We start from the raw sequence: 20,064 nt of genomic DNA, 5'->3' as shown, positions 1-20,064 counted from the left end.
CCTGCGCTAGTGCGCAGTCGTTCCCGGTCGCAATACTGCCTTGAAGGTGCGGAACAGGATCTGGATGTCTTGCGCAAACGACCAGTTCTCTACGTAGTAGAGGTCGAGACGTATCGAGTCCTCCGCAGACAACGATGATCGGCCAGATACTTGCCAGAGGCCGCTCATGCCAGGCTTCACGAGTAGGCGACGCTCGGTCCCGTTGTTGTAGAGCTTTACCTCGTCGGATCGCTGAGGGCGCGGCCCCACGAGACTCATTTCTCCACGGAGAACATTGATGAGCTGCGGTAGCTCATCAATGGAGTGGCGCCGCATGAACGCTCCGGACTTGGTAATGCGCGGGTCATCGTTGATCTTGTGAAACGGCCTATCGTGGGTGCCCTGCAGATCGAGCAAGCCTTTTAGCTGGTCATCCGCGCCCACAACCATGGAGCGAAACTTCAGCATCGAAAACGTCGTGCCATGGCGGCCGACGCGATCCTGGCAGTAGAGGATGGGGCCAGGGCCTTCGCGTCGAATACGGTAGGCCGCATAGAACAGGATCGGCGAAACGAGGATGAGTGCGAGCCCCCCGCCAACAATGTCGAATGTTCGCTTTACAACGCGGCGATAGCCTTCGAGGCGGGGGAAGTCAACGTGCACCAACGGCAGTCCCGCGACCGGACGCGCATGAATTCGTGGCCCCGCGACATCGGTGAGGGCGGGGGCGACAACCCAGTTCATATTGTGATCCGCAACCGACCAACCCAGCCGGCGCATCGTGGCTGGGTCGAGTTCGTCGCTACCGGCCAAGATCAGGGTGTCGGCACCCGCGGTCGCCATCGCTTTCATGGTGTTTTGGAGGTTGCCAAGCACGGGCACATCATCAATGGTCTCCGGCATGCCGTTGGGCGTAATAGCCCCTGTGATGACATATCCGTACTCGCGGGCTCGGCGCATCGCCCGAACAACGTGTGCCACTTTCGCGCGTTCGCCGACGACTACAGCGCGGTAAACGTACGCCCCTCGGCTTTGGCGTTTGCGCAGCCATTGGCGCCAACCCCAGCGCCCGAGCAACAGGAATAACAAACCTACGGGGATTGCCAACACGAAGATCAATCGTGAGATTTCGATCCTGAAGAAGAACGCGATGGAAATGACGAGGGCGAAAAGAAATCCCGTTGCGCTCATCACTCGTCGATACTCGAGCACGCCGTCACCCACGATGTGACGGTCGCGAGATTCGAAGCCATCGAGGCAAAGAAGCCACAGAATTCCGATTATCCCCAGCGGGATGGCATAGGGAAGATCGGGCCCTCCGGGCCACGACAGATGCGCGTTTGGGACGAATACAAGAGCAAACGTAACAAGTGTGACTGCGACTATTGCGATATCGCCGTAGATAAGCCTCCCGGCATATCGCTGCGTCCACGTCGAATGGCGACGTGGGTTCTCTCGTTCTCCGACGTGATCAGGCACATCTTCTGACGGTGAAGGGGGCAAACTCATCTTTGACTTGCAAATCGATTAGTCGCGGCCATAGATGTCGCGAGTGTAGATCTTGTCTACTACGTCGACAAGTTCGTCGCTCGACCGATTTGCGATGATAACGTCTGCGCGCGTCTTGAACTCATCCAGGTCAGAGACTACCTCGGAGTTGAAAAACTCCGATTGCTCAAGGGTGGGCTCGTAGACGATGACCTCGATTCCCTTTGCTTTGATGCGCTTCATGATGCCCTGAATCGAGGACGTACGGAAGTTGTCCGAACCCGCCTTCATAACGAGACGGTAGACGCCGACAGTTTTTGGGGAGCGCGACAGGATGTCGTTCGCGACGAAGTCCTTGCGGGTTCCGTTTGCGGCGACGATTGCACTGATGAGATTCTGCGGTACTTCTTGGTAATTCGCCAGCAGCTGCTTCGTGTCCTTCGGCAGGCAATAACCCCCGTAACCAAATGACGGGTTGTTGTAGTGGGACCCAATGCGGGGGTCGAGGCCGACGCCCTCGATGATCTGCTGGGTGGAGAGACCGTTCATAGCCGCATACGTGTCGAGCTCGTTGAAGTATGCGACGCGCAGAGCAAGGTAGGTATTCGCGAAAAGCTTGATCGCTTCGGCTTCGGTAACGCCGGTGAGCAACACATCGATGTCTTCCTTGAGCGCGCCTTCAACGAGGAGATCTGCAAAGCGCTGGCCAATGGGGCCACGGTCGCCGACAACAATGCGCGACGGGTGCAAGTTGTCGTACAGCGCACGTCCCTCGCGAAGGAATTCTGGGGAGAAGATGATCGTTGCGTCCGGGTGCTCGTTGCGCAGTCGTTGAGTGAAACCGACAGGAATCGTCGATTTGATGACGATCGCAGTGGTGGGGTTCACCCCCAAAACCTTGCTTACAACTGCCTCAACTGATGACGTGTCGAAGAACTGGGTGACCTCGTCGTAGTTCGTCGGAGTCGCGACGACAACATAGTCGGCATCCTTGTATGCCGCGTCCGAATCAAGGGTTGCAGTCAGATTGAGTTCACGGTTGGTGAGGTACTCGCTCAACTCGGAATCGGCGATCGGGGAGACGCCGTTGTTGATGAGCTCCACTTTGTTCGCGTCAATATCGACAGCCACAACTTCGTTGTGTTGCGCGAGCACCACGGCATTTGACAGTCCTACATAGCCCGTACCCGCGATGGCGATCTTCATATAGCAAGGATACCGGTTGAACGTTCGGTCCTGAATTGCACGATCGCGTAAGCTCAATCTGGTGAAGCTCGAGCCTGTTGTGACCATCGTGATGCCCATCTTCAATGATGCGACGACGCTCGAAGCATCGATTGGGTCAGCGCTGGCTCAGTCGTACGAGAACATTGAGATTATCTGTGTAGATGACGCTTCGACTGATCAAAGTGACCAAGTCGTCGAGCAAGTCGTGGTGCGCGACCCAAGAGTTCGCCTGATACGTCAAGAACGCAACCTTTCCGCTTTCCAAGCACGCCGCGTTGGAATTGAGGCTGCGCGAGGGGAATATGTCTTGTTCCTCGATGGCGATGACGAACTCGATTCGCATGCAGTCGAATCTGCCTTGGCCTGTGCGGTTTCCTCTGGAGCGGACTTAGTCGGATTCGGTGTTGTTGTTGTCGAGAAGAACGGTACGACGGGTGGAGCTTACGAGGCCCGACTGCAGCCCATCCATCGACAACTAACTGGCTCAGCAGAAGTCTTGGCCGGTCTTTTCCCGGCTGGCAAGCCCGCTCAAGGGCAGCTCTGGCGATACATGTATAGCACGAATGTGTTGCGGCACGCATACTCTCTTCTGCCGAAAAATGTTGTGCTGCCACGTATCAACGACCTACCGCTTCTCTTCTTGGTGGCCTGCCTCGCGACTAGTTATGTGTCATTGCCCGCGCGGCTGTACCGATACCATTTCGGCAGAGGCGGGAGCGGGCAAGACGTAACTACCGCTGAGATGGCGTCCTTCTATGCATCAGCGATCGAATCGGTCGACAGCATTCAGGAGGCGATCGACCGGCTCTCGCAGACGCACCAGCATGCTTCGTTGCTTCGAGAAACGTACGAATCCATGCGGCTTTCGATTATCGGATACGTGATCAAATATTTCGTGGATCACTGCTCGGACACGATGCTTCCAGTCGCGTTGCAAGAGGTCTACGCACGTGCCGTGCCGAGTGACGTACTAAGGGCGGTTCAGCGCTTCTATCCTGGGGTGTTGCCATCACTGGCGAAGCACGGTGCGCTTGTACCGCTACAGCATCGTGCCGTGCGCCGTGTCCTCATCGTAACGGGAAGACTGTCGACAGGGGGTGTATCCGGTGTGGTGCTCTCGCAGGCAGAGATGCTTCGAGACGCTGGCTTCAAAGTCGCGGTGCTTACGAAAATCTCTGGGGGTGAGACGCTACAACGCGACGGAATCCGATTTCTCAGTCTCACCAAACGTGGGGAGAAGGCTCGGCTAGGCGAGTGGGCAGCCACGATCGACCTCATCAACCCTGACGTGATACTCGACCACCATGTCATGTATAGCCGAGACTGGCCGATTCTTGCGCTGCTCGCGCGCGCAGGCGGAATCCCTACCATCGGTTGGCTACACAATTTTGCGGCGCGGCCGATCTTTGACGCGAGCGGGATGTTCTCGATTCTGAAACAGAATCTTCAGTTTCTCGCGCAGGTCGTCGTGCTGTCACCCTTGGACGTTGTCTTCTGGAAGCTACAAGGCGTGGAGCGGGCCGTCTATCTCCCCAACCCGCCGTCCCCGTTGCTCCTTGACAGACTTCTCGATCGCGGTCCCGCGAAGTTGCGCTCGAACGAGCCCATTCGGCTCATTTGGTGGGGTCGACTGGAACAACGGACCAAGCGAGTTCGCGAGCTCATCACGGTCGCGACTGAGCTGGCTCGACTCGGTGTCGATTTTCGACTGTCGGTTGTTGGGCCGGACTGGACGGATTTGACCGCAGCCGCGTTCAATGCGGAAGTCAAGAAACATCGCTTGGACGACTTTGTCCTTGCCTGCGGGCCCAGAACCGGGTCCGAGCTGGCCGATGAGATTCATCGATCCGACCTATTCATCAATACGAGTATCATTGAGGGCTACCCGCTGACGTTGGTCGAAGCTCAGTCCGCCGGGTTACCGGTCGTCATGTACGACTTACCCTGGCTTGCGATCGCAGAGAATAACGATGGTCTCATCTCGGTGCCACAGGGCGATGCAACAGCTATGGCCCGTGAGATTGCTTTGATTGCGGGCGATGCAGGCCTCTACAGCAGGCTGTCTACGGCCGCGGTTACGGCAGCAAGTCATGCTCGAGAGCATGACTTCGGCAAGCTCTACACGCAACTAATTAGCGGGGAACTGCCTTCAGAGTATTCGCCCGAACCTTCGCTAGCCGCCGCCGCCGATCTCCTCCGGTTGACCTTGTTCTTTGCGGAGGCGTCCTCAGGCGCCTACCCCGAAGACCGAGGCTCCTCCAGTCCGCTAGCACTCGCCCGCACTAGCAAGACTCGGAAAATGTGGCAAGCAAGCGCTCCAGCCGGGAGCGTGCTGTTGCGAATGTTTCCGAGGCTCCGGCCTGTCGCCCACCGCGTGAAGCGGTGGTTAAGGGCAGAGTAGATCACCACATTCCAATACGAACCCATTGGGTCAGATGATGAGGGTTTCGCACCGTGAGCGCACGTCTGGGGCCACCGGAATCACACATACTGCCAAGATGATGGGTCAATTCGGTGGCGACCTCGCCGTTCCCCGTACGGTCTTACGGCCCGCCGTCGGTTACTCCATCAGCGGGAGCGCCCGTGTGCGCGGAGTAAGCGGTGCCCCTGCCGCGCCCGGTCGAAACGTAAACGTTCAGAAATTTGGGTCGAGCGCGGTTGGTTCAGGCAACGGCTCTACCGGTTCAGTCGGCTCGGGCTCGGGCTCGGGCTCGGGCTCGGGTTCGGGCTCCGGCGGAGCCTCGGATTCAGTTGGCTCGGGTTCCGGTTCGGGGGTAGGCTCGGGCTCCGGCGGCGTCGGACTGGGCACGACGGGGTCGACAGGGGAGGGGTCAGATAGCTCTGGAATCGTTGGCGTGTCGGTCTCGGTTTCCGACGCAAGAATTCTGGCTACCGTGACCGTTGAGGTCACCTGCTGCCCCGAAGCATCCTCCGCCACAAGCGTGTATGTCTGCGCTTCGTCCGAACACGAGAATGGCACCAACTGGTCGGACGCTGTCAGCGGCAAGTCTGCCGTCAAGTACTGCCCGCTACCGTCCTCTGTCGGCTGCGCACTTACGATGCCGATGCGTGTTGCACCGCTCACCTCCCAGTGTAGGCCGACCTCTACGGTCAGGTTAGTCGCCGCGCATGACACCGAGGGGGTATTTGCGCCGAAACTTGCGATCACAGGCAGAGAAGACGGCAGTGCAGTGGGAGAAGGCGTGGGAGATTCGGTTGCGCTGTGACGCAATTCCGAGAGTTCTGTGCGGTCGGCCTGGCTTCCTACCAAAGCCGTGGCGACGCCAATACCAACGCCGGCCACAACTGCACCGCCTGTCAGAGCAAGAGCGATAAGCTTTCGGCGTCTTTGCGTCTGCTTTGCTGCAATGTATCGCTCTCGCCGCGCCCTGTGGCGAGAGCTTTCGGTCGTGGTGGGGGTTGCAACGGCTACGGCCGCAGTGGGGAGCGGGACGCCTGCCTGACGGGACGCTTCCTTCTCAGCAATCTTTGAGTTGGCCGAGCTGGGTGTGGGCTTCTTCGCAGCGCCAACGGCAACACTGGTAGGGTCCTTGCTCCACTTCGTGTATTCGTTAATCACGTCAGTGGCTGCACCATCCGCGCGCAACTCGCCCTTGTGTACCCAAAGAGCGCGTTCGCAGGTGTCCTTCAATGATCCGGCCGAATGGCTCACGATCATGACGAGGCCGGCTGCATCGCGCAACTCTCTGATGCGTTCTTCGCTCTTTAACCTGAACCGTCGGTCGCCCACGGCAAGCGCCTCGTCAAGGAGAAGGATTGAATGCGCCTTGGCAGAGGCGATGGCAAATCGGAGTCGGGCCCCCATGCCAGACGAGTAAGTCCGCATTGGGTGGCTAATAAACTCGTTGAGCTCAGCGAAACTCGCGATGTCATTGACCTGGGCCGCCGCTTCTTCTGGGGTGAACCCCATCGCGAGTAACCCCAGCTTGATGTTGCTTTCGCCTGAGAGAGAAGGCATTAGCGCCGCATTGACGCCCAGCAATACAGGGCGGTCAGCGGCCCAAATCGTTCCATCCGAGGTCGGGATCAGCCCGCTCAGCGCCCGGAACAACGTGGACTTGCCCGATCCGTTGTGGCCCACGACGCCGATTGTTTCGCCTTCGGACGCGGTGAATGAAATTCCTCGCAGCGCGTGGACGGCGTTTACGCCACTGGTTTTTTCGCCAAACAGTTTGCCGCGCGCGCCTACTGGCTTCCCTGAGGAGTAGACGTTGTACGTCACGTGAGCGTCCTCGGCGACTAACATCCGTCGGCGACTTTCCGAGATTTCGCGCGGTGGAACCGGCAGTGTTTTAGTCACTTAGGCCGTACCTTGCTTCTGCTCTCCAGAAATAAATAGTCCCGAACATCAGTGCGAGAACCGCCCATACGGGGGCTGCGATCCACGCCACGGCTGGCGCCGAGTATGTGGTGAGCAAAACATCGCGAGCAAGTGACACAAAGTCATACGTTGGCAACCACTGCACGATCCCTAGCAGGACGGGATGACCTTCAAGAGCGCCCTCGACATTAAAGAAGATGCCCGTCGCATAAAAGAGTACCCGGGTGATAATCGGCACCACTTGCTGAACGTCGCGCACGTGAGCCGAGAGCCGCGCGACGATAAGCGCAACGCCCAGGTTGAAAATGGCCATGAGTACGAGAATCGGAACAAGAAGCAACCACGTCCACATTATTGGCTGCCCTAGTGCGATCAGTAGCACGTAGAGCAGAACGATGATCGGAACCATCTTCAGCGACTGCTCTATGACGACTGCGATTGGGAGGAGGATGCGCGGGAACCCCAGGCTCTGTACGAGTTTTGAATTGGAGGTGATCGCTTTTGAGCCGCTTCCAAAGCACCCGGTAAAGAATTCGAAAACGAACACGCCTATGACTAAATAGGGGAGAAAGTTGACAGGGCGGGCAGCCCCCGAAAGTACAAAGGTAAATATTGTCCCGTAGACGAGGACCATGGACAGAGGCTTCAGAATAAGCCAGAGGATGCCAAGTCGGTTCTGCATCAAGTCCGACGTCATCCGGGACGAGGCTAACCAGAAAGCGAAGGCCCGTCGACGCCAAGTCTCAGCAAGATAGGTTCCGAAGGCCGGTCGTTGCCCCACCTGGAAGAGACCAGCGGGTGCATTACGAGTGCTCGGGTTCACCACGCGTTCACCCTCCCGGATTTCGAAGTCAGGCTGACGTACCGCACCAGTCCACGATACCAGCCCGTGCTTGTGGTCCCGCGCCGCCGTACGTGACCACACACGCGGGCCTGCGATTGCGCCGACCGCTGGCGGCTAGGCAGGAATACTAATGGGTATGATGCAGAGATGGACGTCGATGCGAATAGTGATTTACTCGGCCGCGAACTGAGCATTGAGGTCGATGGTACAACGTTACGGTGTGCCCTTTCTGGGGCTCCAGTGGATGACGACGCCGTCTCCTGGACCCTTCATCGAGGTGATTTTCACCCGAGCCGGGCTTCTCAGCCTGTCGTGGCCGGCGCCGGTTGGACTGTTAAACTTCCGGACCGTACCAACGGCTATGCCGTTCGCGCGGTCGTTGACGGAGTCGTCTACCAGAGCAAGTGGACACAACTGTTCGGCTCAGATGCCAAGCTCCGATACGACGAGTGGCGGAAGAGTGCGCCGACGCCTAGTGACGCGGCCCCTCGGCCAATTCCATTGTTTCGGTATGAAAAACCGTTCGAAAACATTGGATTTGTCTGTCACCGTGGTGATCAAAGCGGGGATCTTGCAGAAGTTGCCGAGACGAATGCACTCGTGATCGAACATCATCAGAGTTCGAATTGGGGCAACCTCGCGTTACTGAGCGGCAGTGGTTCGTCCCGCGACAAACGCGGAACGCATTTTGTGTTCAGCGGCATTACGCGCGATTCGGATCGTTTGATCTTTGGCTCCGAAGACGTGAAGTCACAGGTCCCGGATATTCGTACGCTGGCGGACGGGCTCGGCGAATTCCATCTGCTTACCTGGGATGACGAACAGATTTACTTCGGTCATGACTACATCGGTCAAGGACATCTGTTCATTTATGAAGACGACAATATTGTCGCTGGCGCGAACGGTATCCACCTGCTGGCGTTGATGCTGCGGGCAGTGGGCGTTCCTCTGCGGCTGAACGATGATGTGGTCAAGCTCAAGTTCTTTTCCACTTCATATCCGTTTGAGTTCCACCAAGGGCGAAGGACAGACTTCGCGGGTGTAGAACGAATCTCCGTATATGAAAGTGCTCGAGTGGACGCGGGAGGCTTGTCCCTATCGAAGACGGAGATGTGGACAGACAATGCCGACGGTGAACTCAGCGATGCTCTCTACGAGGATTTGCTGGCCAAAGCGGTCGAAGAAATTACGGATAACGTTGCAATCGCGCTAAAGCACCCGAAGTTCGAAAACGTCGTTGCCGAGCTGTCGGCGGGCTTGGATTCTCGAATTATCTATTGCGCTCTGTCGCGCCTGCCTCGATCGGAAAAGGTTCGGATTAGCACTCGCACTGGGAAGGAAGAGCCGACCGCAGCTGCGATTAACGCACAATACGGCTTCGCGTGGGATGATTTGCCCCGGCGTTACTCATTTCATGGCGCGCCCGAAGACGGCGATTTTCCGCTCACATCGCACTCAGTGTTCATGGACGGCTACTACATCGAGTCGATGTTTAAGGTCCGGGCGGAATATGAGAAACCGACCTTGGTACTTACAGGGCACGGTGGCGAGGCTTTCTCGCGGGTGATGAGCATCGAAGGCTTCTTCGCCCGAGACTTTTCAGGCGAGATTCCTGGTCCCGTCGAAACTGAAGCCGAAATCGAATCCAACGTGATTCGTTTCATCGGAAACCACCAGGTCTGGTATGCGGCGGGTGATAGGTATTTCTCGGAGAGCCTTTCTGAGATGCTCGCCGAGTCTCCATCCGGATCGCTTGCAAAACGGTTCGCGGATACGTATGTGAGTGAGCGCAATCCATTTGTCGGCGGATCTGTTTATCGGGGGGCCATGTCTGGGCCTCAGTGGAGGCCCCTGCATAGCAAATCGCTGTACCGACTCCGCGCGCTTTGGTTTCAACGCAAGCAAGATTACCGCCTGCAATACGACCTGATTCGTGCACTTAACCCGCTGATCAGTGAAGTTCCGTACATGAAGCCCGTGGAAGATGCATACAAGGCTGAATTCCACAAGTACAGGCCGCCCTTCAAGCTCACGGAGCCGATCCAATTCGATGAGGATGTTTCCTCCGTTAGGGCAGCGAGGCGTTCAAGCGAAAGCGGCTCGGTATGGCTCCCGTCGAGGGAAGACTTCGACGCGACGCGGCGAAGCGTCGACGAGTATCAAGAGAGCGCGGAGAGCTTTCTGGCGCCCTTGAGGTACATCCTGGACTCGCACCCGGAGTACGAGGACATGGGCTTGCCGCTGTTCAGCTATATCGAACGCGTCGTCAACCGTACGAACCCGCGGGCGTTCTCCAAGCGGCACAACATCCGCAACAAACTTCACATTCTTATGCAAGAAATTTTGCTGTCTTCCAAGATGCCATAGCATGGTTTGAGGGAGATTGACCGAGTTGCAGTAACGCAATCGGTTCGCACGCGCGCTCATCGGGTGAGGAGTGAGACGACATGCAATCCTTGCGTTTCGCTCAGATTGTCCTCATCCCTAGCGCTACGAATTGGCACGAGCCGACTTGAACATGTCACTCGTGGGCAATTCGGTCACTGAGGGAGAAGAATTCATGGCTAATGGCGTGCCCAACGTGTCGATCATCGTTCCGCTTTTCAACGACGCGCAATGGGTCGGTCAGGCGATTGAAAGTTGCCTTGCTCAGACATCGCAAGATTTTGAGGTCATTTGTGTTGACGACGCTTCCACGGACGCGACGGCCGCCATTGTGCAACGGTTTACTGAAAAGAGTCCCCGCGTTCGCCTGATTGAGCAAGGCGTGAATCAGTCCGCGTTCCAGGCGCGGAAGGTCGGTATCGCCGCAGCTTCAGGTGAGTACGTCCTCTTTCTTGACGGCGATGACGAATTAGCGCCGACCGCAGTGGAGACTAGCTTTTCCGCTGCAACTTTGAATGATGCGGACATTGTCGGGTTCGGCATCGATGTTCTCACGGACGGGCAGAAGGTCACGCCACGATTCGAACGATCCCTCCAGCCCCCGCGGGCACCGTTGCACGGTGAGGCGATTCTTTCGACAATCATGGAACCCGAAAAGCCCGCCCAGGGGCACTTGTGGCGCTACCTGTGGCGGACTGATCTTCTCCGCGCGGCTTATGCGGAAACTCCACCTGACGCCCAGTTTTGGCGAGCCAATGATCTACCCATTACCTTCCTTGGTCTGGCCGCCGCGAACAAGTACGTTGGCATTGGCGATAGGTTGTACCGATACAATTTCCGTCGGGGCACCAGCGGTCAGCTTGTTTCCGGAATGGACAAGGTAGCGTTCTTCTTGAGCGCAATCGATTCCCTCGATTCCATCTCTGAAGCGGTGAAGCTTCGAGCCTCGTTGCCGGGCGGCACCTCAACGGTGGAAGTGGTCTACGACTCGGCGCGCCGATCGATCGTCGGAAATATTCTGCGCACCATTCGGGAAAGCACCGTGCCCGATCTTCGGGAGCCCAGTCTCGACTTGCTGCGGGCTCGCGTTGCGGATGATATTCAGCTCCTAAAGGCGTGCGCATCCTTCTATCCGCGAATGCTGAGTTCCGTATCGACGCTGTTGAGCGCTGATCCGTTGGAAGCCCGTCACGTGCAGAACGTGCTGATTACCACCGGAAATTTGCGGGCCGGTGGGGTACAGGGGGTTGTGGTCGCTCAGGCACGACTGTTGGCGAAAGCCGGGTACCGCGTGACGCTCGCTGTATTCGATAACGCGAAATCCGTCTACGCGCTCCCCGACGAAGTCGAAATCATCCATGTGCACGGCGACGATGTTGAACGGATTAGTCATTGGGCCGAGCTAATTCGTGAACGTGCGATCGACATGGTCGTTGACCATCACATTCTCTATAACCGCCGCTGGCCATACCTCGTACTCACCGCGCGTGCGCTTGGCGTGCCGACCATTGGGTGGCTCCACAACTTTGCCTTGCGCCCTGTCGCAGACATGAATGATGGAACATCATTCCTCCTGCAGAACTTGCCGCTTCTGTTCCAGACCGTAGTTCTCTCGAATACGGACGTGGCGTTCTGGAAGTCACAGGGTGTGGCGAACGTCACTTACCTCCCGAATCCCGCGTCATTAGTCGACTTGCGCGCAGCGGGGGAGCCCAAAACGCTAGAAGGCGAGCGCATCGAAATCGCGTGGTGGGGGCGACTGCAACAGTCCACGAAGCAAGTTCGCGATCTCATTGAAATTGCGGCGGAACTACAGGCGCTTTCCGTCGACTTTCACATGCGAATTATCGGACCGGATAGTGCCGACATATCTGCAGATGATCTTCGCGCGTTGGCCCGCAAACACGGCGTGCGGAACTCGGTGACACTTGTCGGGCCGTGTCAAGGCGATGCACTCGAACGAGAGATTGCACGCGCGCATGTCTTCATCTCTACGAGCGTGATCGAAGGCTACCCGCTAACACTGGTGGAGGCTCAAGCCCACGGGCTTCCCGTCGTCATGTACGAGCTCCCGTGGTTGGCGGCAGCCGTCGGAAACCATGGGATTGTCTCAGTTCCGCAAGGTGACAAGCGCCAGGTAGCCAGTGCAATCGCTCGTATGGCATCCGACCCCCAAGCCTATTCAGCGCTGTCTGGGGAGTCGCTTGCAGCAGCCGAACGAGCCCTCGGGCATGACTTCACCGATCTATATCGCAAGCTCTTTGCGAACGAGCTTCCGGCACAATACTCGCCTGAGCCCACGACGGAGGATCTTGCGCTCATCGTTCGATTGGCCGTAGCGTTCTCCGAGCGCAATGCGCGCGCTATGCAACGCCATGAGGCTCGGACCGCGCGTCAGATGAAAGAGCACTCGGTCGCCGCCAAAGAGCTTTCGAAAGCAAATCGCGAGGCGCGGGCCGCGCGCCGTCGAGCAGACGCCATTACTTCTGGGGCTTCTTTCCGCATCGGTCGTGCAATTACCTTCCTTCCGCGCGTAGTTCATCGCGCCTTACGGCGCTGACAGAGAAACGTAGTGATTCGACGCACCGCCAAACCCACCCGCACGTTTGTGTCCCTGACGGGGCCGGCGGGGAATATTGGCGATGCGTTGATTCGGCGCGGCACGCTGGAGTGGGCGAAGGGCACGTCTGACGAGCTCATCGCGTACGTCGGCGAAGCGCCCGATGTGTGGCTGAAGCAATTGGGTGTGCCCGACGGAACCAGGGTGCTGCGTGGCAAGAAGAGCGTCGCGAAGTGGCTGTGGTTGCTTGCCACATCTCGCCGCCGGCCGGTGCTCGTGCTGGAGGCGGGGGAGGTTCCGCTGCACAAGGGCAACGGCCTGCGCGAACTCGTGTTTCTCGCCGAAACGCTCATCGTTCGGCTGAAGCGCGGTGTCGTGGTGCGCCCGCCCCGCGGCATCCGCGGCGCCACGCAACCCTCCCTCTGGTTCCACTCGCTCGCAGCCAAAGCCACGCAGGTTGCCCTGTGGCGAGACGCCGTCAGCGCACGCCTCGTTGGCAGCACCACGGTCGTGCCCGACATCGGCTTCGCTGACGTTCGCGACGGGCGGCCCTGGGCCGAGCGCCACGAACTCCTCGTGAGCCTGCGCGGGGCGCGGCCTCTGCCGAACGCGGAATGGGTTGCTGCGGTGAAGACATTCGCAGCGGAACAACGACTCACGATTCGCACGGTCGTGCAGGTCCGCGAAGACGAAGAACGCTCGCGCGAGCTGGCCGACGCTCTGGGCGCCACCTTCGAGCCGTGGGAAGCCGACGCGGTCACGCAAGAGGCGACGCTCTGCGACCGTTACGACGCTGCCAAGCTCGTCATCAGCGACCGCATGCACGTGCTCGTGCTTGCGGCACTCGGCGGCGCGGTTCCGGTCGAACTCGTGCCGAACCCCACCGCGAAGATCACCCAAGCCTTCGCCGCCGTCGGGCTACACGGCATCACCGGCGACGCGACGAAAGCCGACATGCTGGCCTTCCTGGCCGCCCAGATCGGCCGTGCCGACGAGGTGCGCGAACGCATGGTCGCCGCGGCCGCACGGCTCGCCGACATCGAATCCTCGGTGCGCGACACAATCCGCCAGGCCCGCGCATGACCGCCCGGCGCATCCTCTTTCTCTCCCACAGCCACGCCTTCGGGCCGTTCCGCGTGGGCAGCCACCACTACGCACGCGCGCTCGCGGCAGACGGCGCCGAGGTCGTGCACCTCTCCACGCCGATCTCCCTTGCCCACCGCCTCACCGGCCGCATCTCGCGGGAAGCGCTCGCCGCGGTTCCGCGCGGGCCGCACCGCGACGGCGGCGTCACCCACCTGGTTCCGCGCACCCTGCTGCCGGTACCGTACGCGCGCTTCAGTGTGCGCCGCGAACTCGAGCGCCACGCTCTGCCGACACAGTTCGACGCGATCGTGCTGGACCAGCCACTGCTGTGGAATGACGCGTTGCGCGGCATGACCACCAGGCTGATCTACCGCCCCACGGACCTCTACCCCGAGGGCATCAAGCACACGCTGCAGCAGCGCATCCTCGCGGCATCAGACGGCGTCATTGCAACGTCGACGGAGGTGCTGCGGGGGCTCGGAACCCTGACCATTCCGTCCATCGTCATCAGCAACGGTGTCGACGTGAGTCACTTCACCGCGGAGAACCCACAGCCGCGAGACGCGGTCGCCGTCTACGTTGGCGCCCTCGACAACCGGTTCGATTGGGCACAGCTCGCCGCCTGGGCAACGCAGCATCCGACGGTGCGGTTCGCGATTGCCGGGCCGAGCGGAACGCCTCCGCTCCCGTTATCAGCGAACGTCGACCTGCTCGGGGCGGTCGCCTATGACGAGTTGCCCGCGCTCCTGCACAGCGCTCGCGTCGGGCTCCTCCCGCTATCGGATGACCCGCTCAACGCCGGCCGTAGCCCGATGAAGCTCTACGAATACCTCGCCGCGGGGCTCGCGGTCGTCACGCGAGAAACCCCGGTGTTGCGCGCGGACCCCGGCATTGGGCAGTTCACCTACGCCGATGCCGCCGGCGCGCAGACGGCGTTGCAGCACGCCCTCGACTCCGCCACACCGAACGCCGCCGGCATCGAACGCGCGGCCGCCGAATCGTGGGGCGTCAAGGCCGGAGTGCTGGGCGCGTTTATTTTTGGGGTATAGGCGGGTGTGAAGCGTTTCGACTCGCTTCGCTCGCTCAACGGCCGGTGGGGGTGGGGCGTTTCGTCTCGCTTCGCTCGCTTAACGGCCGGGGCTACGTTCGCTCAACGACCGGTGGGGGTGGGGCGTTTCGTCTCGCTTCGCTCGCTCAACGGCCGGGGCTTCGCTCGCTCAACGACCGGAGGGGGTGAGGGCGCGCTCGAGCTCGTCGGAGATGATGGCGGCCGTGCGATCCCAGTTGTACCGCCCGGTCGGGGGAGTGACCGGGCGCCGCGAACTCAACGCGCTCGCCATGGCTTCACCCCACGCGTGTGCGTCGTGCGCGTCGTCGAGCGCCCACCCGCGGTCACCCACAATCTCGGCAACCGACTCGCACCCGCGCCAGTGAATCACCGGCACACCGCACGCAATCGACTCGAGCGCCGGCAACCCGAAGCCTTCATCGGTCGACGGCATCACGGTCGCCGAGGCGCCCCGATACAGCTCCGCAAGCTGGTCATCATCAACACCCGATAACCAGTCAACGCGCTCCGCCACCCCGGCCACTTCGGCGCGTTCCCTCGCCGTCGCAATTTCTGGTTCCGGAACCACGGCACGCAAGCGCGCATCCGGAACCGTGGCAAGCGCCCGCAGCACGACACCCAGGTTCTTGTGGTGGCGGGTGTTGCCGACGTACATCAGGTACGGGTCACCCGCGACGGCTGGCGGGCCATCCGGGTGAAACGCCGCCGAGCAGCCGTTGCCCGCGTTCACGACGCGCACCGCGTCATCGCGCACCCACGCGCGAATGTCGCGCGCTGAGGTTTCTGACACCGTCAGCACCACGCCCGCCTTGCGCACAACGTGACGCACCGGGCCCGCGTAATACGCGATGAACTTGGCGCGGCCGGGCCACGGCGAACGTAACTGAATCAGGTCGTGAATGGTGACGATCTGCCGCGGCGCCCGCGCGAGCGCGCCATAGCCGGGGGAGTACACCAGATCGGTGGCGTCAAGCTTCGGGAGCGAGCGGAACGCATCAACCGGCGAATAAGGGCTGCCATCGAGCGCGAGCGGCTGAGCCTCCGGACGGAGCCGCGCCAGCACCTCGCGCGCATAGCGGCCGATCCCGTGCTCGCCGCGGTACCGATCATCAACGAACAGCCGACTCATGACGCCGCACCCGTGGTTCCGGCCGTCGTGGTTCCGGTCTGCGCACCAACCCACGCGGTGATGCGGCGCGTGAAGACGGATGTGTCAAACTCCCGTGCCCGGGCAATGCACGCCTGCGGGTCGGCGGCGATCGCGCGCTCCACGGCGGAGGCAAGCTCGCTCTGGCTCCAGTCGTGCACGAGCGCGCCTGTGACGCCATCGACCACGGTCTCCGCCGTGCCGCCGATCGCATTGGCGACGACAGGCGTGCCAGTGGCCATCGCCTCGACCGGCATGATGCCGAAGTCTTCGATCGCCGGAAAGACCAGGGCGAGGCTGCGGCGGTAGAGCTCGCCCAGCAGGGCGGTCGACGGGTTGTGTACGAACGTCACCTGTGCGTTCTTCTCCGCGGCGATCGAACGCAGACGCTCCTCATCCGGGCCGCCGCCGGCGAGCACGACCGGTAGCCCCGCGGCGATACCCGCGTCGATCACCCGATCCAGACGCTTGTACGGCACAAACCGCGAGACGCCGAGAAGAAACTCGCTCGGCAGCGACGCCGCGAGGGCGGCATCTGCGGGCGTGAGCTCGCCGGTTGTCGTGAACGCGGTGACGTCAACGGGCGGGTAGATCACGGTCGCTTCGCGCTCCCACGTGTGCGCAATGCGGTCGGCAATGAAGGCACTGTTCGCGGCAATCGCCTGCGGCTCCTGCGCACGCTTGCGATCGAGCGGCTTGAGCACGCGAGAGACGGCGCGGGCGGCGAACCCGGAACCACGGCCGTCGAGTTCGGGAGTCCAGACGTACCGCGCGGGAGTGTGCGCGTACACGAGCTTCGGAACCTCGCGGGCGGGGCCGGCGAACCGCGCCTGGTGCGCGAAGAGGTGGCTGCTGGCGAGCACCCAGTCAGCGTCACGAGCGGGCAGATGGCGCCACGCGAACGGCATGAACGGGAGGGCGGCCGCCTTGCTGCGGCGCAGCGGGGTACGTGCGAGCATCGTCTCCTCGACACCCGTGAACCGGCCGTTGCTGTCATTCCACAGGCAGAAGCGCTCGGCGTCGGGGAAAGCGTCGGAGAGAACCTCGAAGACGTTCTCCGACCCCCCATGAGGGGCAAGCCATTCGTGCACCAGAATGCCGGCCACGTTTGTACCTCCGCGCTCGCGGCGTTCGCCGTCGCGGCGCCGATCGCCGCAGATGCCCGCGGCTTCACTGATGCTAGCAGGGCGATTCGCGGCTCCTGGGGCGGGAATACTCAGATCTGTCACACCCTCGACGGCTATGATCGGGGCTTGACCCGAGGAGTTTCTCATTTCTGATCAAACCCCCCGCAGCCGCCGCGAAGCCCGGGAACAAGCAGCGCAGGCAGGCGCGGCAAACGCAACACCCGACGCCACCCCACCGACGAGCGACCCCGCCGCTGCTGCGCCCGCCGCGGCCGAGCCTCGAGTCTCGTCGCAAGACACGGTGCGCGCCGCGTACGACGCGATGCTGCAGCGCGATGGGCAGCCGGTTGCGGCAACGGAAGAAGACGTAGACGACGTGACAAGGCCCCTGATGATTTCGGAACCATCGAAAAAGGACGCAAAGGTTAAGAAGCGTCGCCGTGTGTGGCCGTGGATCGTCTTCCCGCTTCTGATCGTGCTCATCGCGGCGGGCGTTGGCACCTGGTTCCTGTTCCAGCAGGCCATGCAGGTGCGTGATGACCTCACCGAGATGAAGTCGGAACTGAAGGTCGTCGTCGACCAGGTCAAGGACGGCGATGTTGAGGGCGTCGCTGTCACGGCGGACAAGATCAAATCGCTTTCTGCCAGCGCCAACGAGACGGTCGATACCCCGCTCTGGGATCTTGCAGCCAAGGTTCCGTTCGTCGGCGCCAACATCCAGGCCGTTGCCGAGACGACGAAGGCCACTGACATCATCGTCAGTGAAGCCCTGCCGTCTGTGCTTGAGCTTCTGAAGACGTTCGATCTTTCTGGACTCGCGGTTGACGGCGGCATTGATCTGCAGCCGTTCCGCGATGTGCAACCCCTGCTGCCTGCGCTGTCTGAGACGTTTGCGAAGGCACAGGGACACCTCGACAAGATCGACCGTGACGCGATTCTGCCGTTTGTTGAAGACAACATCGGTCAGGTCGTTGACATGGTTGGCGAAGCGACCCCGCTGATCGAAGTGGGCAACAAGTACCTGCCGACCATTCTTCCGATGCTTGGCGACGGTGGCACTCGCACGTACGCCGTGATGTTCCAGAACAACGCTGAGATTCGTTCGACGGGCGGCAACCCAGGCAATGCGGCGATCCTCTCGATCACCGACGGCAAGGTGACGATGCGTGAAGACTGGGCGGTCGTGTCGTTTGCAGCGCTCGGCTACGGTGGCACGGGTCTGCCGTACATCGAGCCTGCAGAAAAGGCTGCGCTGTTCGAAAACGACACCACGCAGTACGTGCAGAACTACACGCGGTTCCCCGAGTTTGCCGACACCTCCAGTTACGTGCAGCAACTCTGGACAGCCGCAACGGGCGAGAACCTTGATGGAGTGATATCGCTTGACCCGGTCATGCTCTCGTACATGCTCACGGTCGCAGGCCCTGTTGATGTACCGGGCTATGACCGCCAGGTCACCGGCGAAAACGCCGTGCAGACGCTCATGAGCGACGCCTACGAAGATTTCGGAACGGGCGCGGAAGCGCAACTGTTCTTCGACGCCGCGGCCGGTGCCATTTTCGCCAAGGTCATGTCAGGCGACTGGGAACCGATGCCGATGTTCGACGCGTTTGGGCGCGGCACCGCTGAGCAGCGCGTATACATGTCGTTCGTCAACCCGAACGAGCAGGCAATGGCCGTCGAGTTCGGCACCGACGGCAAGATCTACACCGACACCACCACCACCGCACAGGTCGGCATCTACCTCAACGACGCGGCCTACTCGAAGCTCGAGTACTACCTCTCGACGTCGATGGATGTCGCTTGCGATCCGACAGCGCGCACCGTGACGACTTCGATCACGATGACCAACAGCATTCCGCATGGCGACTTCTCGAACTACACGCTCGGCGCTCGCAACGGTAACTTCGGGTTGCCCCGCACGACCATGATGCTCGACGTGCTCTCCTTCGCGCTTCCGGGTGGGCAGATCACCGCGACGAGCCCCGAGGGTAGTGACTACCCCGACATGGATCGCACCGGCAACTACAACGGCCTCGACGCCCGCAACATTTTCGCCACGGTCGCCATGGGGGAGACCGAAACCGTCTCGTTCACGTCGACGGTTCCGGAGGGCGTCAATGTGCCGCTGTCGGTGCGGTACAGCCCGACGGTGACGCAGACTCCCGTCACCATCCAGGAGTCGTGCATGGCAATGTTCCCCGGCACCGAGGTTCCGGCGCCATAAACCGCAACCGGGTGTTTACTGCGCGCGATTGATGCGCAAGAATGCTGTGGGGCGCGCGGTACTCGACCAGCGCGCAGACAACGTGAGGGGAGTCCCTATGGGTCTCGACGACATCGTCAACAAGGGCAAGGACCTGTTCGAAGAGAACAAGGACAAGGTCACCGACGCTCTCAAGAGCGAGCAGGCCGAAGACGTCAGCGACAAGGTGCTCGACGGCGTATCAGGTTTCGCGAAGAAGGTTTTGCCGGACTCGGTCGACGAAAAGATCGACGACGTTCGTGACAACATCGACAAGAGCATCGGCAACGAGTAATCACGCTGATGTGAGGTGCCCCCGGAGCCAACTCCGGGGGCACCTCCTTTTTTGCCCGTCCGCAGCGCGCACCCCGCGCCGCAGACGGGCATTCTTCGTGTTGCCATAGAGCAGGTTTTCGGTTGGCTGTGAGTGTGTTTTTCGTTACGCAGACGACGGCCACTTTATGCGGAGAAGATCGCTTCTCGTTGCGGGGATTTTTCGTGTTCGTCCCGGGGTTTTGCTACATGAGAACGGCCTCATGTGCGTTCTCATGCGGAGATCATCGCC

Annotated in this window: 13 protein-coding genes; 7 read left to right on the top strand and 6 right to left on the bottom strand. The window is 60.6% G+C overall.

Features of this window, described 5'->3' with window-relative positions:
- Window positions 1-6: 6 nt before the first annotated feature.
- Both FVP60_RS04950 and FVP60_RS04945 read right to left on the bottom strand, forming a co-directional pair.
- A complete protein-coding gene (locus tag FVP60_RS04950) occupies window positions 7-1,458 on the bottom strand; it encodes a sugar transferase (RefSeq protein WP_246132459.1) in 1,452 nt (483 codons plus the stop codon).
- 48 nt (window positions 1,459-1,506) lie between these two features.
- The gene (locus FVP60_RS04945) at window positions 1,507-2,673 is read right to left on the bottom strand and encodes a nucleotide sugar dehydrogenase (RefSeq protein ID WP_147825114.1); all 1,167 of its coding nucleotides are present in this window, start codon (window positions 2,671-2,673) and stop codon (window positions 1,507-1,509) included.
- A 61-nt stretch (window positions 2,674-2,734) separates the two neighbouring features.
- On the opposite strand from FVP60_RS04945, the gene FVP60_RS04940 reads away from it, so the two are divergent.
- Window positions 2,735-5,095, top strand: coding sequence for a glycosyltransferase (locus FVP60_RS04940; protein ID WP_147825113.1), 2,361 nt, complete (start codon window positions 2,735-2,737; stop codon window positions 5,093-5,095).
- A 234-nt stretch (window positions 5,096-5,329) separates the two neighbouring features.
- Here FVP60_RS04940 and FVP60_RS13125 read toward each other — a convergent pair whose 3' ends face one another.
- Together FVP60_RS13125 and FVP60_RS04925 are read right to left on the bottom strand one after the other, a co-directional pair.
- Complete coding sequence (locus FVP60_RS13125) at window positions 5,330-6,937, bottom strand: ABC transporter ATP-binding protein (protein WP_246132458.1); 1,608 nt, start codon at window positions 6,935-6,937, stop codon at window positions 5,330-5,332.
- A 70-nt stretch (window positions 6,938-7,007) separates the two neighbouring features.
- Window positions 7,008-7,817, bottom strand: a complete 810-nt coding sequence (locus FVP60_RS04925) for an ABC transporter permease (protein WP_281289118.1) — start codon at window positions 7,815-7,817, stop codon at window positions 7,008-7,010.
- A gap of 210 nt (window positions 7,818-8,027) precedes the next feature.
- On the opposite strand from FVP60_RS04925, the gene FVP60_RS04920 reads away from it, so the two are divergent.
- The 4 genes from FVP60_RS04920 (at window position 8,028) to FVP60_RS04905 (ending at window position 14,960) form a co-directional block, all read left to right on the top strand.
- Window positions 8,028-10,247: a hypothetical protein gene (locus tag FVP60_RS04920; protein ID WP_147825111.1), complete on the top strand. Its 2,220-nt coding sequence runs from the start codon at window positions 8,028-8,030 to the stop codon at window positions 10,245-10,247.
- A 193-nt stretch (window positions 10,248-10,440) separates the two neighbouring features.
- On the top strand, window positions 10,441-12,825 hold the full coding sequence (locus tag FVP60_RS04915) for a glycosyltransferase (RefSeq protein ID WP_187240561.1): 2,385 nt from the start codon (window positions 10,441-10,443) through the stop codon (window positions 12,823-12,825).
- Window positions 12,826-12,837: 12 nt separating this feature from the next.
- Window positions 12,838-13,908, top strand: a complete 1,071-nt coding sequence (locus tag FVP60_RS04910) for a polysaccharide pyruvyl transferase family protein (RefSeq protein ID WP_147825109.1) — start codon at window positions 12,838-12,840, stop codon at window positions 13,906-13,908.
- Window positions 13,905-14,960, top strand: coding sequence for a glycosyltransferase (locus tag FVP60_RS04905; protein ID WP_147825108.1), 1,056 nt, complete (start codon window positions 13,905-13,907; stop codon window positions 14,958-14,960). The genes FVP60_RS04910 and FVP60_RS04905 overlap by 4 nt, the downstream gene beginning before the upstream one ends.
- 168 nt (window positions 14,961-15,128) lie before the next feature.
- Here the strand turns inward: FVP60_RS04905 and FVP60_RS04900 are convergent, their stop codons facing one another.
- Together FVP60_RS04900 and FVP60_RS04895 are read right to left on the bottom strand one after the other, a co-directional pair.
- Entirely contained in the window at window positions 15,129-16,109 is a 981-nt protein-coding gene (locus tag FVP60_RS04900) for a glycosyltransferase family 4 protein (RefSeq protein ID WP_147825107.1), read from the bottom strand.
- On the bottom strand, window positions 16,106-17,233 hold the full coding sequence (locus tag FVP60_RS04895) for a glycosyltransferase (RefSeq protein WP_147825106.1): 1,128 nt from the start codon (window positions 17,231-17,233) through the stop codon (window positions 16,106-16,108). The genes FVP60_RS04900 and FVP60_RS04895 overlap by 4 nt, the downstream gene beginning before the upstream one ends.
- A gap of 322 nt (window positions 17,234-17,555) precedes the next feature.
- Here FVP60_RS04895 and FVP60_RS04890 point away from each other — a divergent pair, with 322 nt between their 5' ends.
- Both FVP60_RS04890 and FVP60_RS04885 read left to right on the top strand, forming a co-directional pair.
- Window positions 17,556-19,481 (top strand): DUF4012 domain-containing protein, encoded by a 1,926-nt coding sequence (locus tag FVP60_RS04890; RefSeq protein WP_147825105.1) that lies wholly within the window; start codon window positions 17,556-17,558, stop codon window positions 19,479-19,481.
- Window positions 19,482-19,578: 97 nt separating this feature from the next.
- Entirely contained in the window at window positions 19,579-19,794 is a 216-nt protein-coding gene (locus FVP60_RS04885) for an Rv0909 family putative TA system antitoxin (protein ID WP_147825104.1), read from the top strand.
- Window positions 19,795-20,064: the final 270 nt, after the last annotated feature.

The sequence above is a fragment of the Microbacterium mitrae genome, assembly GCF_008017445.1.
GTDB lineage: Bacteria > Actinomycetota > Actinomycetes > Actinomycetales > Microbacteriaceae > Microbacterium > Microbacterium mitrae.
The sequence above is the reverse complement of the archived record's forward strand: the minus strand, read 5'-3'. Positions and strand labels throughout refer to the sequence as shown.